Origin of the sequence: Variovorax sucrosi (assembly GCF_051216635.1) — a bacterium.
GTDB lineage: Bacteria > Pseudomonadota > Gammaproteobacteria > Burkholderiales > Burkholderiaceae_C > Variovorax.
Genome location: NZ_JBPJZU010000002.1, coordinates 598,988 through 620,992 on the forward strand (window position 1 = coordinate 598,988; position 22,005 = coordinate 620,992).

The 22,005-nt window shown below is 68.1% G+C and carries 20 protein-coding genes; 8 read left to right on the top strand and 12 right to left on the bottom strand.

What is annotated here, in order from left to right; translation table 11 throughout:
* Positions 1-72: 72 nt before the first annotated feature.
* The 4 genes from ACSFBE_RS05850 to ACSFBE_RS05865 form a co-directional block, all read right to left on the bottom strand.
* Positions 73-636 (bottom strand): NADPH-dependent FMN reductase, encoded by a 564-nt coding sequence (locus tag ACSFBE_RS05850; RefSeq protein ID WP_435489434.1) that lies wholly within the window; start codon positions 634-636, stop codon positions 73-75.
* Between the two features lie 37 nt (positions 637-673).
* A complete protein-coding gene (locus ACSFBE_RS05855) occupies positions 674-1,204 on the bottom strand; it encodes a DsbA family protein (protein WP_435489435.1) in 531 nt (176 codons plus the stop codon).
* Between the two features lie 131 nt (positions 1,205-1,335).
* Positions 1,336-2,241, bottom strand: coding sequence for a serine O-acetyltransferase EpsC (gene epsC, locus ACSFBE_RS05860; protein ID WP_435489436.1), 906 nt, complete (start codon positions 2,239-2,241; stop codon positions 1,336-1,338).
* Between the two features lie 63 nt (positions 2,242-2,304).
* On the bottom strand, positions 2,305-2,916 hold the full coding sequence (locus tag ACSFBE_RS05865) for a hypothetical protein (protein WP_435489437.1): 612 nt from the start codon (positions 2,914-2,916) through the stop codon (positions 2,305-2,307).
* A 164-nt stretch (positions 2,917-3,080) separates the two neighbouring features.
* On the opposite strand from ACSFBE_RS05865, the gene ACSFBE_RS05870 reads away from it, so the two are divergent.
* The 4 genes from ACSFBE_RS05870 (at position 3,081) to ACSFBE_RS05885 (ending at position 7,913) form a co-directional block, all read left to right on the top strand.
* On the top strand, positions 3,081-4,556 hold the full coding sequence (locus ACSFBE_RS05870; RefSeq protein ID WP_435489438.1) for an alpha/beta hydrolase family protein: 1,476 nt from the start codon (positions 3,081-3,083) through the stop codon (positions 4,554-4,556).
* Between the two features lie 152 nt (positions 4,557-4,708).
* On the top strand, positions 4,709-6,115 hold the full coding sequence (locus ACSFBE_RS05875; protein ID WP_435489439.1) for an LLM class flavin-dependent oxidoreductase: 1,407 nt from the start codon (positions 4,709-4,711) through the stop codon (positions 6,113-6,115).
* A 14-nt stretch (positions 6,116-6,129) separates the two neighbouring features.
* Positions 6,130-7,356, top strand: coding sequence for an acyl-CoA dehydrogenase family protein (locus ACSFBE_RS05880; RefSeq protein ID WP_435489440.1), 1,227 nt, complete (start codon positions 6,130-6,132; stop codon positions 7,354-7,356).
* Between the two features lie 23 nt (positions 7,357-7,379).
* Positions 7,380-7,913 (top strand): cysteine hydrolase family protein, encoded by a 534-nt coding sequence (locus ACSFBE_RS05885; RefSeq protein WP_435489441.1) that lies wholly within the window; start codon positions 7,380-7,382, stop codon positions 7,911-7,913.
* Between the two features lie 35 nt (positions 7,914-7,948).
* On the opposite strand, the gene ACSFBE_RS05890 is transcribed toward ACSFBE_RS05885, so the two are convergent.
* The 8 genes from ACSFBE_RS05890 to ACSFBE_RS05925 form a co-directional block, all read right to left on the bottom strand.
* Positions 7,949-8,164 (bottom strand): TOBE domain-containing protein, encoded by a 216-nt coding sequence (locus ACSFBE_RS05890; protein ID WP_183026473.1) that lies wholly within the window; start codon positions 8,162-8,164, stop codon positions 7,949-7,951.
* A gap of 32 nt (positions 8,165-8,196) precedes the next feature.
* Entirely contained in the window at positions 8,197-9,021 is an 825-nt protein-coding gene (locus ACSFBE_RS05895) for an ATP-binding cassette domain-containing protein (protein ID WP_435489442.1), read from the bottom strand.
* A complete protein-coding gene (locus tag ACSFBE_RS05900) occupies positions 9,018-9,983 on the bottom strand; it encodes an aliphatic sulfonate ABC transporter substrate-binding protein (protein ID WP_435489443.1) in 966 nt (321 codons plus the stop codon). The genes ACSFBE_RS05895 and ACSFBE_RS05900 overlap by 4 nt, the downstream gene beginning before the upstream one ends.
* A 19-nt stretch (positions 9,984-10,002) precedes the next feature.
* Positions 10,003-10,836, bottom strand: coding sequence for an aliphatic sulfonate ABC transporter permease SsuC (ssuC, locus tag ACSFBE_RS05905; protein ID WP_435489444.1), 834 nt, complete (start codon positions 10,834-10,836; stop codon positions 10,003-10,005).
* Between the two features lie 7 nt (positions 10,837-10,843).
* A complete protein-coding gene (ssuD, locus tag ACSFBE_RS05910; protein ID WP_435489445.1) occupies positions 10,844-12,013 on the bottom strand; it encodes an FMNH2-dependent alkanesulfonate monooxygenase in 1,170 nt (389 codons plus the stop codon).
* Between the two features lie 12 nt (positions 12,014-12,025).
* Positions 12,026-12,982 carry a sulfonate ABC transporter substrate-binding protein gene (locus ACSFBE_RS05915; RefSeq protein ID WP_435489446.1) on the bottom strand — a complete coding sequence of 319 codons (957 nt, stop codon included), beginning with the start codon at positions 12,980-12,982 and terminating at the stop codon, positions 12,026-12,028.
* Between the two features lie 101 nt (positions 12,983-13,083).
* A complete protein-coding gene (ssuE, locus tag ACSFBE_RS05920) occupies positions 13,084-13,668 on the bottom strand; it encodes an NADPH-dependent FMN reductase (protein WP_435489447.1) in 585 nt (194 codons plus the stop codon).
* Between the two features lie 19 nt (positions 13,669-13,687).
* Entirely contained in the window at positions 13,688-14,710 is a 1,023-nt protein-coding gene (locus ACSFBE_RS05925; RefSeq protein WP_435489448.1) for a sulfate ABC transporter substrate-binding protein, read from the bottom strand.
* 166 nt (positions 14,711-14,876) lie between these two features.
* On the opposite strand from ACSFBE_RS05925, the gene ACSFBE_RS05930 reads away from it, so the two are divergent.
* The 4 genes from ACSFBE_RS05930 to ACSFBE_RS05945 form a co-directional block, all read left to right on the top strand.
* On the top strand, positions 14,877-15,149 hold the full coding sequence (locus tag ACSFBE_RS05930; protein ID WP_262078033.1) for an oxidative damage protection protein: 273 nt from the start codon (positions 14,877-14,879) through the stop codon (positions 15,147-15,149).
* 4 nt (positions 15,150-15,153) lie between these two features.
* Positions 15,154-16,944, top strand: coding sequence for an FAD-dependent 5-carboxymethylaminomethyl-2-thiouridine(34) oxidoreductase MnmC1 (gene mnmC1, locus ACSFBE_RS05935; RefSeq protein ID WP_435489449.1), 1,791 nt, complete (start codon positions 15,154-15,156; stop codon positions 16,942-16,944).
* 314 nt (positions 16,945-17,258) lie between these two features.
* On the top strand, positions 17,259-18,932 hold the full coding sequence (locus ACSFBE_RS05940) for a sensor domain-containing diguanylate cyclase (protein WP_435489450.1): 1,674 nt from the start codon (positions 17,259-17,261) through the stop codon (positions 18,930-18,932).
* A 236-nt stretch (positions 18,933-19,168) separates the two neighbouring features.
* On the top strand, positions 19,169-22,005 hold a 2,837-nt coding region (locus ACSFBE_RS05945), incomplete at its 3' end, for a malectin domain-containing carbohydrate-binding protein (protein ID WP_435489451.1).

Here is a 22,005-nt window from a genome sequence, read left to right on the forward strand (position 1 = left end):
GGCTGTGATGGTCGGGCCCGTGCGCGTGTCAGCGCGCAGCCACCGCGCCGCGCGCGCCCGGTGCCGCTTCGCTCAGGCCAGCTTCGCCAGGTTGTGCCGCTTCACCCAGTCGACGTAGCGGTCCATCCAGCCCTGCAGAAACTGCTTGCTGGCCTCCGACACATGGCCCTTGTCGTCGAACAGGCCTTCCTTGTTCTGGATGAAAGCCTCGGGCTGGCCCAGCGTCGGTACGTCGAGGTAGGCCAGCACGTTGCGCAGGTGCTGCTGCGCCAGCGCGGTCCCGATGGCGCCCACCGACACGCCGATCACACCGGCGGGCTTGCCGCCCCAGACGCTCTGCCCATAGGGCCGGGACGCATGGTCGATCGCGTTCTTCAAGACGCCGGGGAAGGAGCGGTTGTACTCGGGCGTGATGAAGAGCAGGCCCTGCGCCGCGGCGATCTCGGACTTGATCCGCTTCACCGCCGGTGCCTGGTTGCCATCGTCGTCCTGGTTGTACAGCGGCAGGTCGCCGATCGTGACGTGCTCGAAGCTGAAGTCCGACGGCGCCAGGTGCGCCAGTGCCAGGGCCAGCTTGCGGTTGAAGGAATCCTTGCGCAGGCTGCCGATGAGGACGGCGATCTTGTATTGGCTCATGGGTGCTCCGGAACGAGGGGTTGGAAAAGGAGGGTGTTCATGCCGGCGCGAGCGCGCGCTCGATGGCCTGCTGCAGGTGCGCGAGCCCGAAGGACACGTCGACGAAGGCACCGTTCAAGTAGAAGGTCGGCGTGGCGCGCACGCGCAGCTGCTCGGCCGCCTGCATCTGCTCCTGCACGCGCTGCAGGTAGACATGGTCGCGCATCTCGTTCTCGAAGCGCGCCATGTCCAGGCCGGCTTGCTGCGCATGCTCGCGCAGGTGCGCTTCGCCCAGGCGGTGCTGATGGGTGAAGAGCAGATCGTGGAAGGGCCAGAACTTGCCCTGCGCGCCGGCCGCTTCCGCGGCCTCGGCGGCCAGTTCCGCGTGCGGATGGACCTCACGCAACGGGAAGTGCCGGAAAACGAAGCGCACCTGCCGGCCGAATTGGTTCAGCATGATCTTCACGGCCGGGTAGGCCTGGACGCACGATGGGCATTCGAAGTCGCCGTACTCGATCAGTGTGGCGCGCGCATCGACGGGTCCGATGATGTGATCGGTGGCCGGGTCCGGCACGAGCAGAGGGTTCATGGCGGCAGTCATGGCGAGGTCCTCAAAGAAGGTGACCCATGCAGTATGGCCCTCCTCCATGTCAGTGGCGACACCGCCGGGACCCTCTGTGTGACAGATGAAATCCGAGCCGCCGGCTCACGCTGGCGCCCTCAGGGGCAGGGTCGGTTCTGCAGGCTGGCCTGCGTCACGCTGGCGCCGGGCGGCACGTCGTCGGTGATCCACACGTTGCCGCCGATGGTCGCGCCCTGGCCGAGCCGCACGCGGCCGAGGATGGTGGCACCGGCATAGATCACCACATCGTCTTCCACGATCGGATGGCGCGGCAGGCCCTTCTGCAGGTGGCCGTCGGCATCGGTCGGAAAGCGCTTGGCACCCAAGGTCACGGCCTGGTACAGGCGCACGCGCTCGCCGATGACCGCCGTTTCGCCGATGACCACACCGGTGCCGTGGTCCATGAAGAAGCCGGCACCGATGGTCGCGCCGGGGTGGATGTCGATGCCGGTCTGGCCGTGGGCGAGTTCGGCGACGATGCGCGCGAGCAACGGCAGATCAAGCTCGTAGAGCCGGTGGGCCAGCCGGTGGTGGATCATCGCCAGCACGCCCGGATAGCACAGCAGCACCTCGTCGACGCTGCGCGCCGCCGGGTCGCCCTGGTAGGCCGCGAGCACGTCGCTGTCGAGCAACCGACGGATGGTCGGCAGCGAAGCGCCGAAGGCCCGCACCACGGCGGTGGCGCGCGCATCGATGGCCGCCTCGTCGATGGCCTGCTGCCGACCGACGTAGCGCAGCTCAAGCTTGGCTTGCCCGAGCAACCCGAGCAGCGCGGCGTCGAGCGTGTGGCCGACATAGAAGTCCTCGCTCTCGTGGCGCAGATCGGGCGGGCCCAGCCGCATCGGGAACAGCGCGCCCTTGAGCGCCTCGACGATCGTGGCGAGGCCTTCGCGGGACGGGAATTCGCGGCCCACCGGCTCGCGTGAGCGCTTCTGCGAATCGCGCCACGCAATGCGCGATTCGCGCAGGCCACGAACGATGTCGTCGACGTCGAAGGAATGCATGGTCGGCTCCGCGCCCGAGGCGCGGCGATGAGGAACAGCCCGTGGTTGTAGCGCAAAAGCGCGCTACTGGCAGACCACGGTGGTGTTGACCGGCCGGCAGGTGCGGCCGTCGGGCCGCACGAAGCGGTCGACGTTGCCCTTCGGGTCGTAGTGGTTGCCCATGTTGTCGCGACAGCCGGCGGCATCGCAGTGGCGCAGCCGCGGGCGCATGTCGCGCGGCGGGGCCGCCGGGCGCGGGTCGTAGCCGCCCCCGGCATAGCCCTGGCGCCAGGGCTCGTCGGCGCTCAGTTGCGCTTCGCGTTGCCGGCGCTCGGCTTGCTCGCGTTCGGCTTGCGCACGCTGCTCGGCCCGCGGATCGATCACCACCAGGCCGCTGCCGCCGGAGGGCGCCGACTGGCGCTGCACCGTCTCGACCGACTCGCGCTGCAGCCGCGTGGCACGCTCGACACTGTCGAGTTGCTCCTGGCGCCGATCGCGCTCCGGCTCGCCGGCGCGCTGGGTCGCCTCCGGGCCGAGCATCAGGTCCGAGCGGCGGTCGCCGCGTGCGCAGCTGCCGTCGGTGTAGCTCACGCTGCCCGACGCGTCGACGCAGCGGACCACCTGCGCGCCGGCATCGTCGGCCGCACAAGCCGCCCACAGGACGAGGACAGGCAGGAAAGCAAGCAGTCGGGGCATGCAGGCACTGTAGCGCCGGGTTGTCGCCCACGCGATACCGGCTCCGGGAAAGCCCTTGGCGCACCGCCGCCTCGGGCCCCTACGCTGGGCACGCAAAAGCACGGTCGTGCCGAAGCCGCCACCGGCGCACCGACCCATCGCCCATCACCACGGAGACATCCCCCATGCAACCGACGCGCGCCCGCCCCCTCGCACTCGCCCTCCTGGCCACCGTCGCCCTCGCCGCCTGCGGTGGCGGCAGCGACGGCGGCTCGTTCGCGCCGTCGCCTGCACCGGAAGAAGCACGCGCGCAGGACAGCCGCAAGTCCTACGTGCCGGCCGAACCGAGCGCCACCACCTTCGCCCCGCTGGCCGGCGCGACCGGCGACACCGTCAACCCCGGCAGCACCAGCCGCTGGGCCGGCGTGCTGGGCGGCGCGGCCTACCGCGTCGAGGTGCCGCTCAACTGGAACGGCAAGCTGGTGATGTACGCCCACGGCTATGCCGGCACCGGCGACACGCTGATCGTCAACAACCCGCAGATCCGCCGCTACCTGATTGCCAACGGCTACGCCTGGGCCGCCTCGAGCTACACCAAGAACTACTACGACGTGCGCGCCGGCGTGGAAGACACCAACGCCCTCGCCCTGGCCTTCAACAAGATCGCCGCCGACAACGGCCGCCCTTTGGCCGCGCCGAGCCGCATCTACATCACGGGCGTGTCGATGGGCGGACACATCACGGCCGCCGCCATCGAAGACGAGGCCTACGCCACCGCCAACAACCGGGTGCGCTATCACGGCGCGGTTCCGATGTGCGGCGTGCTCGGCGACACCGAACTGTTCGATTACTTCGCCGGCGCCCAGGTGACGGCGCAGGTCCTGGCCGGCGTCCCGAACCATCCCTTCACGCAGTGGACCGACATCCAGCCGCAGGTCACGTCCACGCTGTTCACCCAGTTCCCGGCCGCGCCGGTGACCACCACCGCGCTGGGCAACCGCTACAAGTCGGTGCTCAAGAACCTGACGGGCGGCGAGCGCCCGCTGTTCGACCTGAGCCTGGCGTACGGCGGCTCGTTCTCCGCCGTGTGGGGCGTGTTCGGGGGCGACGGCACGATCAACGGCATTCTGAACAAGCCGGTGATCGACACCCGCCGCTTCGTCTACACGGTCGACAACGACGCCGCCACCAGCGCCGCACTGAACAGCGCTGCGCAGAAGTTGACGGCGAACCCGGAGGCCAATCGCCTGCGGCGCGACGGCCTGCGCTGGATCCCGGTGACGAACGGCGAGATCAGGATTCCGGTGGTCACGCTGCACACGCTGGGCGACCTGTACGTGCCCTTCAGCATGGAGCAGATCTACCAGAAACGGGTCGCCGCCAAGGGCAACAGCCAGTGGCTGGTGCAGCGCGCCATCCGCGGCGCCACCCACTGCGACTTCACCGTCGTCGAGCAGACCGAAGCCTTCGACGCGATGGTGCGATGGGAACGCGACGGCGTGAAGCCGAGCGGCGACGATGTGGTGACGCCGACCACCGTGGCGCAGCCGACCTATGGCTGCGCCTTCACCCGCAACACCTTCGGACCGGAAGACACGGCCAGCACCCTGCAACTGCGCGGCCTGATCGCCACCAGCGGCGCGACCTGTCCGGCGCAGTGAAGCGGTTGAATCGGAAGTCGATGCGCGGGCCCGCCTATGCGGTCCGCAGATATGCAAGTGCGCAAATCTTCGTTGGAAGGCGTCGGCCGCGGTCCTAGAGTGGCCCGCTGTCCGGCCCTTCGCGGGCCGCCGCCACCTTCCTGAACCGCCCGATGAGCCGATCTTCCACCGCACCGCCTCGCCAGCTCCACCTCAACGTCAACATCCTGCATTCCGGCTTCGTGCCCTCGGCCTGGCGGCTCCCCGAGAGCGACCCGCACGCCTTCGTCGATGTCGCTCACTATGTGCGCGTGGCGCAGATTGCCGAAGCCGGCAAGCTCGACGCGGTGTTCCTGGCCGACAACGCGGCCATCGTCGACCAGATCCACTTCCGCCCGATCACCGCGCTGGAGCCGACGGTGCTGCTGGCCAGCATCGCCGCGGCGACCACGCACATCGGCCTGATCGGCACGGCCTCGACCAGCTACAACGAGCCCTTCAACATCGCGCGCCGCTTCGCCACGCTCGACCATGTGAGCGGCGGCCGCGCCGGCTGGAACGTCGTGACCACCGCCGACCTGCCCTCGGCCCGCAACTTCGGCCGCGATGCGGTACCCGACCACGCGCAACGCTATGGCCGCGCCAGCGAGTTCACCGACGTCGTGAAGGCGCTGTGGCACAGCTGGGCCGACGACGCCTTCGTCGGCGACAAGGCCGACGGCCGCTTCATCGACCCGGTCAAGGTGAAGCCCATCGCGCACCGCGGCGAGCACTTTGCGGTGCAGGGCCCCGGCACGCTGCCGCGCACGCCGCAGGGCCATCCGGTGCTGGTGCAGGCCGGCGGTTCGGCCGATGGCCGCGAGCTGGCGGCGCGCCATGCCGAAGCGGTGTTCTCCGCCTCGCAGTCTTTCGAGGAGTCGCTGGACTACGCGCGCGGCCTGAAGCAGCGTGCCGCCGAACTAGGCCGCGGCCCCGACGCGGTCAAGGTGCTCGCCGGGCTCACGACCATCATCGGCGCCACCGAAGCGCAGGCACGCGCGCGCCGCGACGCACTGGTCGACCTGATCCCCTGGGACTACAGCGTCGCGCGGCTGGCCGGCATCCTCGGCACCACGCCGGATCGCCTGCCGCTCGACAAGACGCTGCCGGACGACCTGGTCCTGCCCGGCGGCGGCAACGGCAACCACACCTTCTTCAACGCCACCGTCGCCGCAGCGCGCCGCGGGGGCCTCACCGTGCGCCAGCTGGTGCGCGAACTGGCGGGAGGCGGCGGCCACCGCGTGATCGTCGGCACGCCCGAGCAGATCGCCGACGACATCGAACACTGGTTCCGCGCCGGCGCGGCCGACGGCTTCAACCTGATGCCCGACCAGCTGCCCGACGGCCTGCAGGACTTCATCGACGGCGTGGTGCCGATCCTGCAGAAGCGCGGTCTGTTCCGCACCGCGTACAGCGGCCGCACGCTGCGCGAGCACCTGGGCATCGCGCTGCCGGGCTACCCGGGCCATCGCCTGCTGCCCACGGAACCCATCGCTCCGAATGCCTCTGCCGCGCGGCACCTCGTTTCCGTTTCCGTCTGACATCGATCTCACCCATGCCTCATCGCCCCCCCAACGACGCGGAACTCGCCGCGCGATTCCGTCCTGTCTTTGCCCGCATCTCCGAAGGCGCGGCGCAGCGCGAACACGACCGCGCCCTCGCGCACGACGCCATCGACTGGCTGCGCGAGGCCGGCTTCGGCGCACTGCGCGTGCCGCGCGAACACGGCGGCCTGGGCGCCACGCCCGAGCAGCTGTACGAACTGATCATCGAGCTGGCAGAGGCCGACTCCAACCTGCCGCAGGCCCTGCGAGCGCACTTCGGCTTCGTCGAGCGCGTGCTGGTCGAATTCACGTCCGAGCACCGCGCGCCCTGGCTGCGGCGCGTGGCCGACGGCGCGATCTTCGGCAACGCCACCACCGAGGCGGGCGACGGCGCGCTCGGCCAGTTGCAGACCCGCGTGTTCCGCGAGAACGGCGCCTGGCTGCTGAGCGGCGAGAAGTTCTACAGCACCGGCACGCTCTATGCCGACTGGGTGGCCGTCACCGTGCAGCGCGACGACACCGACCCGGCGCAGTGGCGCACCCTGGCCCTGGTGCGCACCGATGCGCCGGGCGTGACGCGCATCGACGACTGGAACGGCTTCGGCCAACGTTTGACGGCTTCAGGCACCACGCGCCTCGACCGCGTGCCGATCGAGGGCGCGCACATCATCGACTTCTCGCGCACCGGCGCGACGCCGATGACCGCGGTGTTCCAGCTCTTCCACATCGCCACGCTGGCCGGCATCGCGCGCGCCATCGAGCGCGACGCGGTCGCCTTCGTGCAGCCGCGCAAGCGCGTGTTCAGCCACGGCAGCGGCGCGGTGCCGCGCGAAGACCCACTGGTGCAACAGGTGATCGGCCAGCTGTCGAGCACCGCCTTCGTCGCCACGCTCGCCGCGCGCGAGGTGGCCCGTGGGCTCGGCGAGATCGACCGGCTGCGCCTGCAAGGCGAGCCGCTGTCCGAAACGCTGCTCATCGACGTGGAACTGCGCGCCGGCAAGGCCCAGGTCGTCGTCACCGACGCCGTGCTGGGCGCGGCCACCCGGCTGTTCGACGTGGGCGGCGCGACCGCGCTGCAGGAAAGCAGGCGGCTCGACCGCCACTGGCGCAACGCGCGCACGCTGGCCTCGCACAACCCGGTGATCTACAAGGCTCGCGCCATCGGCGACAACGCGCTGAACGGCACGCGGCCGACCTTCTACTGGGGCGTGGGGACGAAGGCGCCCACGCAGGCCTGAACGTCTTTGCCATACTCGGCGGCATGAACACCGCCGTCCTCGTCATCGATGTCCAGCAAGGCCTCTGCGAGGGCGAAGGCGCTGCCTTCGACGCGCCGCGGACCATCGAGCGCATCAACCAGGTGAGTGCCAAGGCCCGCGCCGCGGGCCGGCCGGTGATCTTCATCCAGCACGAGTCGGGCGACGGCGCGCTCGCGCACGGCAGCGCCGGCTGGCAGTTGGCGCAGGGCCTCGAGGCGCTGTCGACCGACCTGCGCGTGCGCAAGACCGCTGCCGACTCCTTTCATCGCACGACGCTGCAAGCGCTGCTGCAGCAGCACGGCGTCACCGAACTCGTGATCTGCGGCATGCACACGGAGTTCTGCGTCGACACGACGACGCGGCGCGCCCTCGCGCTGGGCTATCCGGTGACGCTGGTGGAAGACGCACACACCTCGGCCGGCAACGCGGCGCTTTCGGCACCGCAGGTGATCGCGCACCACAACATCACGCTGAGCAATATCGAAAGCTTCGGCCCGCGCGTGCGCCTGGTGGCCACGGCGGACCTTCGCTTCTAGGGCCTGTCAACGAGCCCGGGTCGCCTCGCAGTGCCTCAGAGTTTCGCGATCGACACCTCGGTCGACTTCACCAGCGCGACCACGTCGGAGCCGGGCTTGAGCTGCAGTTCGTCGACCGAACGCGTGGTGATGACCGAGGTGACGATGCCCCAGGGCGTCTCGACATCGACTTCGGAGACGACGTCGCCGCGGATGATTTCCTTGACCTTGCCCTTGAACTGGTTGCGGACGTTGATGGCTTGGATGGACATGGTGTTCTTTCGGTTGGATGGAAAACTGAAAATCAGACAGCCCAGCGCAGCACGTGGGCCGGGCCGTCGGCCCAGCGCGTGTCGTTGGCGGATTGCGGGTCTTCGGCAGCGGGCTTCTGCAGCACGCGGTCGAGGATGCGTTTCTCGATGGCGGCAAAGGCCGGGTCGCCCTGCGAACGCGGCCGTGCGAGGGCGATGTTCTCGTCGAGCGCGATGCGGCCGTCCTCGATCAGGATCACGCGGTCGGCCAGCGCCACGGCTTCCTGCACGTCGTGCGTGACCAGCAAGGCGGTGAAGCGGTGCGTCTGCCAGAGGCGCTCGATGAGGCGGTGCATCTCGATGCGCGTCAGCGCGTCGAGCGCTCCGAGCGGTTCGTCAAGCAGCAGCAGCCGCGGGTGATGCACCAGCGCACGGGCCAGGGCCACGCGCTGCCGCTGGCCGCCCGACAGGCGCGCCGGCCATTCGTTTTCGCGGTCGGCCAGGCCGACCTGAGCGAGCACCTCGCGGCCCCGTGCACGCAGGTGCGCCGGCAGGCCGAGCGTCACGTTGTCCAGCACGCGGCGCCACGGCAGCAGGCGCGCCTCCTGGAACATGATCCGCGTGTCGTCGTGCAGGCCGTCGATGGCGCGGCCGTCGGTCGACAGCGTGCCGTCGGTGGCGGGCTCCAAGCCCGCGACCAGCCGCAGCAGCGTGCTCTTGCCGCAGCCGCTGCGCCCGACGATGGCGATGAACTGGCCCGGCTCGATGGTAAGTTGCGTGTTGCGCAGCACCTCGCGTTCGCCGTAGCGCTTGTGCACGTTGCGCACTTCGAGCTTCACGCCGCCGGCGATGATCGGCGCGTCGAACACGGCGCTCATGCGCCGGCTCCCAGCTTGAATAGCGGCGATGCGAGCGCGTCGATCTTCTTCGGCAACAGCTTCTCGGCGAAGAAGGCGTCGGCGATCTTCTGCTGCTCGGTCAACCCCTGCGGCACCGCTGGCCGCACGGCGTAACTACGACGCGAGTTGGCCTGCTCGACGGTGGCGGCGTCGATGCCCCACACCGGCGCCAGCAAGGCCGCGGCGTCTTTCGGGTTCGCCTTGACCCACTGGCCGGCCTTGGCCAGTTCGGCGTAGATCACGCCCAGCACATCGGCACGGGCGTTCGCGAATTGGGTGCTCGCGAGGTAGTAGCGCTGGTACGACGCGATCCCCGTGCCGTCGGCCAGCACGCGCACCTTGGCCTGGCGCTGCGCGGCGGCGAGGAACGGATCCCACACGACCCACGCATCGATCGCGCCCTTCTCGAAGGCCGCGCGGCCGTCGGCCGGCGTGAGGTAGGCCGGCTCGATGTCCTTGAGCGAGAGGCCGGTCTTGTCGAGCGCAGCGATCAGCAGGTAGTGCGCGCCGGCCGCCTTGGCAAAACCGATCTTCTTGCCCTTGAGGTCGGCCAACGTGTTGATGGGCGAGTCTTCGCGCACCAGGATGGCCTGGGCCGATGGCGACGGTGCCTCCTGCGCGACGAAGGTGACCTGCGCACCGGCCGCCTGCGCGAACACCGGCACGGTGTCGGCCACGTCGGCGCTGAAGTCGAGGTTGTCGAGGTTGAGTGCCTCCAGCAGCGGCAGCCCGCTGGTGAATTCGTGCCAGCTCGGCTTGACGCCCAGCGGCGCGAGTTGCCGTTCGAGCGTGCCCTGCGTCTTGAGCACGACGATCAGCGTCGACGACTTCTGGTAGCCGATGCGAACGGTCGATGGGGCCTGCGCGAAGGTGGAGGCGGCGCCGAGCGCAGCCAACGTGCCAAGCGCGCCACGGCGTGTGATTGAAAGCGATGAGGTCATGGGGTGTTTCTCTCAGGCGTCACTTGGACTGGTAGCCGGGGTGCCAACGCAGCCACCAGCGTTCGAGGCCGCGCGCGAACAGGTCGGCCAGCTTGCCGAGCAGCGCGTAGAGCAGGATGCCGACCAGCACGATGTCGGTCTGCAAAAATTCGCGGGCGTTCATCGTGAGGTAGCCGATGCCGGCCTGCGCCGAGATGGTTTCGGCCACGATCAGGATCACCCACATCAGGCCCAGTGAAAAGCGCAGGCCGACCAGGATCGACGACAGCGCGCCCGGCAGGATCACTTCGCGGTACAGCTGCCAACGGCTGAGGCCGTAGGTGCGGCCCATCTCGATGAGCTGCGGGTCGACGTTGCGGATGCCGTGGAAGGTGTTCAGGTAGATCGGGAAGAACACCGACACGCTGATGAGGAAGAGCTTGGCCGTCTCGTCGATGCCGAACCACAGGATCACCAGCGGGATCAGCGCCAGCGCCGGGATGTTGCGCACCATCTGGATGGTCGAGTCGAGCAGCGTCTCGAAGAACTTGACCGAGCCGGTGAGCAGGCCCAGCGCGAGGCCCAGACCGCCGCCGATCGCGAGCCCCGCCAGCGCGCGGCCGGCGCTCACCTTGACGTGGGTCCAAAGCTCGCCCGAGGCGGTCAGCGTCCACGCGGCCTTGAGCACATCGAGTGGCGCCGGCAGCACGCGTGTCGACAGCCAGCCCAGCGACGACGCGATCTGCCAGACGACGATCAGCGTCACCGGCACGATCCACGGCACGAGCCGCCCGGCGACGTTGGCGCCGAAGCCTTTGAGGCCGGCGAAAGATGGCGCACGGGTCGCCGGCAAGGGTTGTACTTGTTCGGTCATGCGGATCTCAGCTTTGGGAAAGAAGGCGCGACGGCGCATCGAGGTTCGCGACCACCTCGCCGAAAGGCCCGGTCAGCGTCTGGCCCGGCAGCCCGGGGCGTTGCTTGCGCGGCAGCAGCGGGAAGACGAGTTCGGCGAAGCGATAGGACTCTTCCAGGTGCGGGTAGCCGGAGAAGATGAAGTTGTCGATGCCGAGCGCGGCGTATTCCTCGATGCGTGCCGCCACCGTCTTCGCATCGCCCACCAGCGCGGTGCCGGCACCGCCGCGCACCAGGCCAACGCCGGCCCAGAGGTTCGGGCTGATCTCCAGGTCCTCGCGCTTGCGCTTGGCACCGCCGGCGTGCAGCGCGGCCATGCGCCGCTGGCCCACCGAATCCATCTTCGCGAATGCCGCCTGGGCGCGGATCACGGTCGCATCGTCGACGCGGCTGATCAGTTCTTCGGCCGCCTTCCATGCGGCGTCGTCGGTCTCGCGCACGATGACGTGCAGGCGGATGCCGAACTTCACGTCGCGACCTTTGCGCGCCGCCCTCGCCTTCACGTCGGCGATCTTCTTGGCAACCTCGGCGGGCGGCTCACCCCAGGTCAGGTAGGTGTCGACCTGCTCGGCCGCCAGCTCGTGCGCGGCTTCGGACGAGCCACCGAACCACACTGGCGGGTATGGCTTCTGCGTCGGTGGGAACAGCAGCTTGGCGCCCTTCACGCTCAGGTGCCTGCCCTCGTAGTCGAAGCTCTGGCCGTCGTGGCTGCGCGCAATGATCTCGCGCCAGATGCGGATGAACTCGGCCGACTGCTCGTAGCGCGACGCATGGTCGAGGAACACGCCGTCGCCTTCCAGCTCAGCCTGGTCGCCGCCCGTCACCAGGTTGACCAGCACGCGCCCACCCGAGAGCCGGTCGAAGGTCGCCGCCATGCGCGCGGCCAGGCTCGGCTGGTGCAGGCCCGGCCGCACCGCCACCAGGAACTTGAGCTTGCTGGTCGCACCGATCAGGCTCGACGCGATGACCCATGGGTCTTCGCACGAGCGGCCGGTCGGGATCAACACGCCTTCGTAGCCGAGCCGGTCGGCCGCACCGGCGATCTGTTGCAGGTAGGGCAGGTCAACCGTGCGCGCGCCTTCGGTCGTGCCGAGGTAGCGGCTGTCGCCGTGCGTGGGGAGGAACCAGAAGACTTGCATGGGGCCTCCTCGTCAGGCGATGCCGGCGGCAGCGGCGTCGAGCACGTTGATTTTCTTGGGGATCAGCTTGAGCGCGAAAAAGGTGTCCGCGATCTGCTGCTGCTCGGCCAGGATCGCCTTGGTGATCGGCGTGGTGCCGTAGCGGTTGCGGCCGACGAACAGGTCGAGCGCCGGCTTGGGCAGCCCGAGCAACGCGGCCAGTTCGGTGGCGTAGGCGCCCTGGTTGGCCTCGGCCCATTGGTCGATGCGGTTGATTTCCTCGACGACGATCTTCAGCACGTCGGCGTTCTTCGCGACGTAGTCGAGCGACGAGAAGTAGTAGGCGCGATTGCCGACCACGCCGGTCGCGTCGGCCAAAAGGCGTGCGTCGAGCGTGGTCTGCGCGGCAGCGAGGAACGGGTCCCAGATGACCCAGGCATCGACCGAGCCCTTCTCGAACGCGGCGCGGGCGTCGGCCGGCGGCAGGTAGACCAGGTTCAGGTCGCTGTACGCGAGGCCGTTCTTCTCGGCCAGCTTGACGATGAAGTAATGGACGTTGCTGCCCTTGTTGAGCGCGATCTTCTTGCCCTTCAAGTCGGCCACCGTGCGAATGGCAGAGCCCTTGGGCACGATCACGGCCTCCACCGCCGGGCGCTGCACCGTTGCCGCCACATAGGCCAGCGGCGCGCCGGCGGCCTGCGCGAAGATGGGCGGCGCCTCGCCGACGTCACCGAAGTCGATCGAGCCGACGTTCAGCGCCTCGAGCTGCACCGGGCCGGCGGTGAACTCGGTCCATTTCAACGACACGTTCAGCGGCGCGAGCTGCTTCTCCAGCGTGCCGCGACCCTTGAGCAGGCTCAGGATGCCCTTCTGGTTGCCGATGCGCAGCGTGCGCGCCGGCGCTTGTGCGAAGGCGCCGAGCGCCGGCAGCATCACGGCGGCGGCAGCGCCCTGGATCAGACGGCGGCGAGGAATGGCAAGACGGGTCATGGTTCGGTTTCTTTCGGCGTGCGTTGTCCCGCGCCGCATGCAGCGGCGTTGTCGAAGGAACGGTGAAATGGGAGAGAAAGACGTGCTGACGGGCGCGCCCGTCAGACGCTACATCGCACCTGCGAGAAGGGCACCGGGTCGAAGCCGCGGCGTGGCGCCAGCTTCAGGCCTTCGGCCGCCAGCGCCTCGGCCGCATCGTCGAGCCGGCGCGCCAGGTCCGGATGCACCTGGTAGGCGCCTTCGGGCGTGAGCGTGACCTGCGAATCGGTGGCGTAGACGCCCGGCAGGATCTGCCGGGCGGCAAGTGCCTGCAGCACCGGGCGCAACGCATAGTCGAGCGCCAGCATGTGGTGCGGGCTGCCGCCGGTGGCCAGGGGCAGCACCGTCTTGCCCTTGAGCGCGTCCTGCGCGAGCAGGTCGAGCAGGACCTTCAGGACGCCGCTGTAGGCTGCCTTGTAGACCGGCGTGGCGATCACCACCACGCGGGCCTCGGCAACCTGCGCGATGACGCGCTCGACGGCCGGATGGCTCCAGTCGGCATGCAGCAGCGGCTGCGCAGGCAGTTCGCGCACGGCGATGCGGTCGATACGGGCGCCGCGCCCTTCCAGCCGCTGGCCCACCGCTTCGAGCAGGGCCGACGATCGCGAGGGCGAAGTCGGGCTACCGGCAATCAGGAGAACAGTCACACGATGCTTTCGGTGGCGATCACTTGTTGGTGTAGATCTGGTCGAAGGAGCCGTTGTCCGCGAAGTGCGCCTTGTCCGCCTTCTCCCAGCCGCCGAAGGCCTGGTCGATGGTGAACAGCGTCAGCTTGGGAAACTGCTTGTCGTACTTGGCCTTGGCCTTGTCGGAGGTCGGGCGGTAGTAGTTGCGGCCGGCAATGTCCTGGCCTTCGTCGGAGTAGAGGTACTTCAGGTATTCCTCGGCGACGGCGCGCGTGCCCTTCTTGTCGACCACCTTGTCGACGACCGCCACGGTGGGTTCGGCCAGGATGCTGATCGAGGGCGCGACGATGTCGAACTTCTCGGGACCGAATTCCTTCAGCGCCAGGTAGGCCTCGTTTTCCCAGGCCAGCAGCACGTCGCCCACGCCGCGCTGCACGAAGGTGATGGTCGAGCCGCGGGCGCCGGTGTCGAGCACCGGCACGTTCTTGTAGAGCTTGCCGACGAAGTCCTTGGCCTTATCGTCGCCACCGTACTTGCGCTTGGCGAATTCCCAGGCGGCCAGGTAGTTCCAGCGGGCCCCGCCCGAGGTCTTCGGGTTGGGGGTGATGACCTGCACGCCCGGCTTGATCAGGTCGTCCCAGTCCTTCAGGCCCTTCGGGTTGCCCTTTTTCACCAGGAAGACGATGGTCGACGTGTAGGGGGCCGAGTTGTGCGGCAGGCGTTTCTGCCAGTCGGCCTTGACCAGCCCGCCGTGTTTGACCAGCGCGTCGGTGTCGCCGGCCAGCGCCAGCGTGGCGACGTCGGCGTCGATGCCGTCGATGATGGAGCGCGCCTGCTTGCCCGAGCCGCCGTGCGACTGCTTGATCACCACGTCCTTGCCGGTCTTGCCCTTCCAGTAGGCAGCGAAGGCCTTGTTGTAGTCGACGTAAAACTCGCGCGTCGGGTCGTAGGACACGTTGAGCAGGTTCACCGTCTGGGCGAAGGCCGGCACCGCCGTGAGGGCCATGCCGCTCGCGAGGGCGGCGCCGAGGGAAAGCTTGATAAAGTCGCGGCGAAGGCTCATGGTGGTCTGCTCTCTGTTCTGCGCAAGGGGCATATCGATGAAGTCACCGATTCTGAATTCGGCATAAGGAACAGGGAACGACCAAGTTCTCAGTTCTAAATAGCTAAATCAACTAAGCAGGCTCCGCCCAGCGGCACGCCCGACAACCCACACGAAGGCAAACAAAATGGCACGCATGGTCCAGTGCATCAAGCTCGGCAAAGAGGCCGAAGGGCTCGACTTCCCGCCCTACCCCGGCGATCTCGGCAAGCGGTTGTGGGAAAACGTCAGCAAGGAAGCCTGGGCCGCCTGGCTCAAGCAGCAGACGATGCTGGTGAACGAAAACCGCCTGAACCTGGCCGACCAGCGCGCCCGCGAGTACCTCAAGCGCCAGATGGAGAAGCACTTCTTCGGCGAAGGCGCCGACGTCGCCCAGGGCTACGTGCCGCCCGCGGCCTGACCCGGTGGCCGAGCCGGTCGCCTGGCGCGCCGACGGCGTGCCCGCGGCATGGGCCGATCGGCCGCAGTGGCGCGTTCTTCAGATCGGTTTCGGCTTCGGCCTGCATTTCCTGGCGGCGTGGCAGGCGTGGCGCAACGACGCGCAGCGACCACACATGCTGCACGTCGTGGCCATCGAGGCGCATCCGCTGTCGCGCGACGAGTTGTTGCGCGCGGCGGCCGCCGAACCCCAATTGGCCGAACTCGCCGCGCTGCTCGCAGCGCAATGGCACGGCCTGCTGCCCGGCTTCCATCGGTTGTCCTTCGACGATGGCCACGTGCTGCTCACGCTGTGCCTCGGCGAGGTGCAGACGATGCTGCGCGCCCAGCGCTTCGAGGCCGACACCATCGGCCTCGACGGCTCCGGCTCCGCGCAGAACCCGACTTTGTGGTCGCCCGACACGCTGAAGGCGGTGTCGCGCTTCGCCCGGTTCGGCACGCGCATCACCACCTCGAGCAGCGCGCAGGGGGTGCGCGACGCGCTGGTGCAGAACGGTTTCACCGTGCGAGGGTCGGCGGGTCGCGACGGCCTCGAGGGCGAGTTCGCGCCGGCGTGGACGGTGCGGCGGCGCACGCCGGCGGCCGAGGCCGTGATGCCGGGTCACTGCGCGGTGATCGGCGCCGGCCTGGCGGGCGCGGCGGTGGCGGCCAGCCTGGCGCGCCGCGGCTGGCGGGTGACGGTGCTCGACGCCGCCGAGCGGCCCGCCACCGGGGCCTCGGGCGTGCCGGTCGCCGTGTTCGCGCCGCACGTGTCGCCCGACGATGCGCTGCTCTCGCGTCTCACGCGCGCCGGCCTGCGGCTGACCTGGCAGCAGTTGCACGACCGGCTCGAGGAAGGTGTCGACTGGCGCGCCAGCGGCGTCATCGAGCGCCGCGCGCCGGGCGACGATCGCCTGCCGGTGAGCTGGTCGGCCGAAGGGCCGAACGAATCGTGGCGCGCCGATGCGGCGCAACTGCGATCGGCCGGCCTGCCCGACGAGACGACAGCCCTCTGGCATGCCGGTGGCGGCTGGGCCAAGCCAGCGCGACTTGTGGCGGCATGGCTGGCGCAGCCCGGCGTCACCGTGCGCTGCGGCGCGCGCGTGGCGCGTATCGAAGCCAGTACTGCCCTAACCGGCTGGCAGCTTTTCGACAGTGAAGATCAGGTGCTCGTCGAAGCCGACCGCGTGGTGATCGCCGCCGGCGTCGACAGCGCCGCATTGGCACCAGGCCAGACCCTTCAACCCGTGCGCGGCCAAGTCGCCTGGGGCCGGATGGACTGGGCACCCAACCTGCCCACGACACCCCTCAACGGCGATGGCCACTTCATCGCCCATGTGCCGGATGCCGGTGGCGCCTGCTGGCTGACCGGTGCCACCTTCGACCGCGACAGCCGCGATTTGGAAGTGCGTGACGCCGACACCGAAGCCAACCGTGAGCGGCTCGCACGGCTGCATCCGGGCGCGGCGTCGATGCTGGGCGATGCGTTCTTTCAAGGAAAGGTCCAGGCCTGGGCCGGCGTGCGCTGTGCATCGCACGACCGCCGCCCGCTGGTCGGGCCGTGCGATGCCGATGCCCCGCAGGGCCCCTGGCTGTGCAGCGCGCTCGGCTCGCGCGGGCTCAGCTTCGCGGTGCTGTGCGCCGAGCTGCTGGCAGCACGTTGGCATGCGGAACCGCTGCCGTTACCCGCGTCGCTGGCGGCTGCTCTCGATGCGCAGCGCACAGCGCCCCGTGCCAGTACGCAGACGCATGCGCACCGCGCGTCGGGCATCGGCTGATCGCCCTGGTCGACTCGTCTTCCTTGTGCTGCCGCTCCTCCTGCGCGATGCCGGCAGCCAAAATTTCTCTTAAGTTTCTTGCCGTCCTGCCGATAGTGGTTTGTGGAAACTTTCTCTATGCCTGTGCAGGCATTCAGCACGCTTTTAAGTCATCGGTATTCGAGGTATCAGCATGCAATCGTGGATGGTCTGAGTTCTCACGCAGCGGAACCATCGGTTCGTGAGCGCAAACGTCGGACGCTCAGCGCATGGGATCGCGCCTGGTTATGCGTGTTGTCGTTTGCCCAACACCCAGCCCCTATAAATTGCGCCCCATGACCTTGCGTTTCCCTCGTCCACCTTTCAGCCTCAAGATGCAGTTGACGGTGGTCTTCGGTGCTCTTGTGGTTCTTGCATCTATCGCGATCACATGGGGTCTCAGCGAGATGCTGCGCGAACGCGTGCGCGCCGACGCCGGACGATCGCTCGCCTTCATCGCCTCCAACGCCGCCCAGCTCTTCAGGGCCGGCTTGCAGAACAACGCCGACGTTGTCGACACCCTCGTTCGGCGCGACGCGCTCTGGGCGGATGGGCTGGATTCGACGACCGTGAAACAAACAATTGAGATGCTCGACGCGACGCTCAGCAAGGCGGCCTGGGTGGGCGTGGCCGACACATCGGGGCAGGTTCGATCCGCGACGAGAGGCATGCTTCTTGGCGTCAGCGTTCTCGAACGGCCCTGGTTCATGGAGGCGCGCAAGGGCCTTTTCGTCGGCGATCTGCACGCGGCCAAGCTGCTGGCTTCCCTGCTGCCTGCTGCGGCCAGCGGCGAGCCGCTGCGCTTCGTCGACTATGCGGCACCCATCCAGCGCGATGGCAACACCATCGGCGTGCTTGGCGTGCACGTCAACTGGGACTGGGCCGCCGAGGTGATCGGCACGGTGCTGCCAGCCGAAGCACGCGATCGAGGCATCGAAGTCTTCATCTTCGATCGCCAGGGCGACGTGATCTATTCGCCCGACGGCAAGTCGCAGCAGCTTGCGAGAGACGGTGTGCGCATGCCTGCCTTGGCCAGTACGCCCGCGGTGTTGAAGTGGCATGACGGCGCTGCGTTCCTGACCGCATCGGCCCGTCTGCCTGCGCACGACAGGGTCAGCGATCTCGGTTGGACGGTCGTTGCCCGTGAGCCCGCCGCAGTGGCCTTCGCCGCGATCTCTCAGACCACGCGCAGCGCATTGCTCGTCGGTGTGCTGATCGCGATGGTCGCCGCGCTCCTCGCCGGCATCGCGGCCCACCGCTTCGGGACCGACGTGAAACGCATGGCGCGTGCCGTGCGCGACGTCGAGGCGGGCATGACCGACGTCCGCATCCCCCAGGTTGCGAGCAGCGCCGAGATGCGCACCTTGTCGCAGGCCATCGCAGGCATGACACACCGCCTGCTGACCGCCCGCGAGGCCCTCGAGCAGCAGGTGCGCGAACGCACGCTCGAATTGCAGGTCGCCAATGCCGAACTGGGTCGCCAGGCACAGACCGATGCGCTCACTGGGCTCCTCAACCGGCGCGTCTTCGATCCGATGCTCGAGCGCACGCTGGCGGATGCACGTCGCAACCGAAGAGACCTGAGTGTGCTGATGGTCGATGCCGATCATTTCAAACGCATCAACGACGTCCATGGTCATCCCGTGGGCGACGAGGTGCTGCGCATGCTGGCCGACACGCTTCGGGAGCGGCTGAGAGCGAGCGACGTGATCGCGCGATTCGGAGGCGAGGAGTTCGGTGTATTGCTGCCGGAGACCGGTGCGGACGCGGCCTTCGCCACGGCACAGGCGCTCGCTGCGGCCATTGCGGCGCGTTCGAATCCGGTCTGGGGCACCGTGACGGTCAGTATCGGCGTCGCAACCTGCAACGACGGCCGCACGCCGGCGGCCGATCTGGTTCGCCAGGCCGACGAGGCGCTCTATCGCGCCAAGGCCGAGGGTCGCAACCGGGTTTGCGCGCATCGGCGCTGAGCCAACGACGTTGCACGAGATAGGCGCCGCCTGGCGTTGTGGCTTGCTGCAGATTGGCGCATATTCCACGCTGGTGTTCGACGCTTGCCTTGAACGGCTACCTTGCCGCTGAAACCATAGAAACTGTCACAAACTAGTGACAGCTGCAGTACGGTCTTTGTGGACCGGCGCATGGTCATGGATCGCGACTCGTCGCCTGTAGAACTACAGCAAGAGGCGATAAATGCTCTGCTACGATGAATTTGGGATGTGGGGATTCTTCGGCTCGGCTTGAAGATCTCGCCGCTGGTCCGCCCGTTTGTCTGTTGTGTGTCAAGGAGGCCGAAATGGCAGTCTCTTTCGCTACTCAGTCTGTGGTATTCGGAATCACCGACGGACTTACCAATCCCACCAGCTTGCAGTTCGGCCCCGACGGCCGACTCTATGTCGCCCAGCAGGACGGCCTCATCAGGATCTACGATGTCACCCAGCCGGTGCCCGGTCAGTGGTCGGCGGTCCAGGCGCAGACGCTCAGCCTCATCAAGAGCATCGCCAATCACAACGACGACGGGTCGCTCAACACCTCGGTGACCGAACGGCAGGTCACCGGCATCGTGGTGGCGGGACCCGCCGCCAATCCCGTCATCTACGTCACCTCGAGCGATCCGCGCATCGCCAACTTCAGCGATCTCAATCTTGACACCAACTCCGGAATTCTTTCCAAGCTAACCTGGAACGGCGCCAGCTGGACCAAAGTCGACCTGATTCGCGGCCTGCCGCGTTCGGAGGAGAACCACTCGCCCAACGGCATGGTGCTGAGCGCCGACGGCACCAAGCTCTACCTGGTGCAGGGCGGCAACACCAACAACGGCGCGCCTTCGAGTTTCTTCTCCAACACGCCGGAATATGCGTTGTCCGCTGCGGTGCTCGAGATCGACCTCGTGGCACTCGAGGCCATTCCCAACAAGGTCTTCACCCACGCTCCCGGCGTTACCAGCATCTACAAATACGACCTGCCCACACTCGACGACCCGACGGTATCCAACAATGGCACGACGGGTAACGAGACTGCAGGCGGCCTCGATGTGGGTGGGCCGTTCGGCGGCAATGACGGCCTCAATCAGGCGATCCTGCCGGCCGATGCGCCGCTGCGCATCTTCGCCACCGGCCTGCGCAACGCCTTCGACGTGGTTCTGACCGAGTCGGGCAAGCTCTTTACCGTCGACAACGGCAGCAACGGGGATCTCGGCGGCGCGCCCATCCTCGATGCCAACGGCAAGCCGACCAACCAGGTCAACAACGGCGGCACCGGCAGTCTCGACTTTCTCTACCTGCTGGCCGACGGCAGCTACTACGGCCATCCGGATCCGACGCGTGGCAACCAGACCGGCTCAGTCCTGTCCTATGCCGACGGATCCCAACCGCAAGTCATTGCCACGATCCCCAATGCCGCAGCGGCTGTGCCGTCCGGCGTGCAGATCGCGCCGGGCTTCGTGATCGACCCTTCCAAGTTCAGCTCCTCCGCCGCGCGGCTTGCGCAGGAGGGCCAGTCCACCGCCGGGCAGCAATCGCTGGCGCAGTTCGGTGCCTCGACCAATGGCCTGATGGAGTACACCGCGACGAGCTTCAACAGCGAGATCAAGGGCGACCTGATCACCGCCTCGTTCGACGGCACGCTGAAGCTGATCCAGCTCGCGCCGGATGGCGTCACCGTGCAGGGCGTCACGACACTCGCGACACTCGGCGGCACGCCGCTCGACCTGGTCCAGGGGCCGGGTGGCTCCATCTGGGTCGCCTTGATCGGCGCCGACCAGATCCAGGCCCTGACACCGAGCGACCAGGCGCCTGCGAGCGATACGGACATCGACGACGACGGCCTGCTCAATACCGTCGACCCGTTTCAGGCCGACGCCGCCAATGGCTTCAGCACGTTCCTGGCGAGCAACGCCAGCCTGAACTGGAACTTCCAGTTCGGCGCTGGCGACAGCGCGCCCGGCCCCGACGGGCTGTTCCTCGGCCTCACCGGTCACATGGCCAACGGCACACGCGATTTCGTGGCGCCTGTCGCCGAGGGGGGCCTCGATCTCACCAACGTGAAGATCGGCACCGCCGCCGGCGGTGGTCTCGTCGTGGTCGAGGAAGTATCGACGGGGACGGCGAGCGGCAGCGCCAACACCGGCGAGTTCGTGTTCCAGACCGGCGTGGCGCTGGCGCCGAACGTACAGACCTTCAATGTGAAGTGGACGGCGATCAATCCGTTCCCCGGGCTGCCTACAGCGCCCACGGTGCGCGAGATCGGCGGTTTTATCGGCACCGGCGACCAGTCCAATTTCCTCAAGGTCGTGGCTGGGCCCAACGGCATGCTGTTCCAGCTCGAGAGCAACGGCGCCGTCATCGCCTCACAGACCCTGAACGCGCCGGGCGTCGCGACAGCGCCTGCCAGCAGCAACCTGGTCTTTGAGCTCCTGGTCAATCGAGCGACGTCGCAGGCCACGCCGTCGGTGACCTATACCGGCAGCAGCGGGCCGGTGAAGATGACTGGCAATGCCATCAATCTCGCCGGCACCTCGATCCTGACTGCGATCAACGGCGACTACGCAGTTCAGGGCAAGGACAGCGGCCTCGCCGTCGGCCTGTGGTCGAGCAACACGGGTGAGGGCAGCCAGAACACCTTCCAGGCATCCTTCGACGACATCCTCATCACCTCGACAGGGCCGACCGGCCAGCTCGTCAAGGCGGTGAACGTGGGCGGCGGCCAGGTGACGGCGAGCAACGGCGTGGTGTTCCAGGCCGACGCCGGCCCGACCACCGGCGGTGCGGCAAGCCAGGTCTCCTCCACGTCCGCCGGCATCTCTGGCACGACCGACGATGCGCTCTATCAGGACGAGCGCTGGACGCCGGGCGGCAGCTACACCTATGAGGTGCCGGTGGCCAACGGCACGTATCAGGTCGACCTGCTGCACGCCGAGATCTACTCCGGCATCACCGGCCCCGGTCAGCGCGTGTTCGACATGTCGTTGGAGGGCCAGGCGCTGGCGGCACTGCAGAACATCGACATCTACGCGCAGGTCGGCGCAAACGCCCCCTACACCAT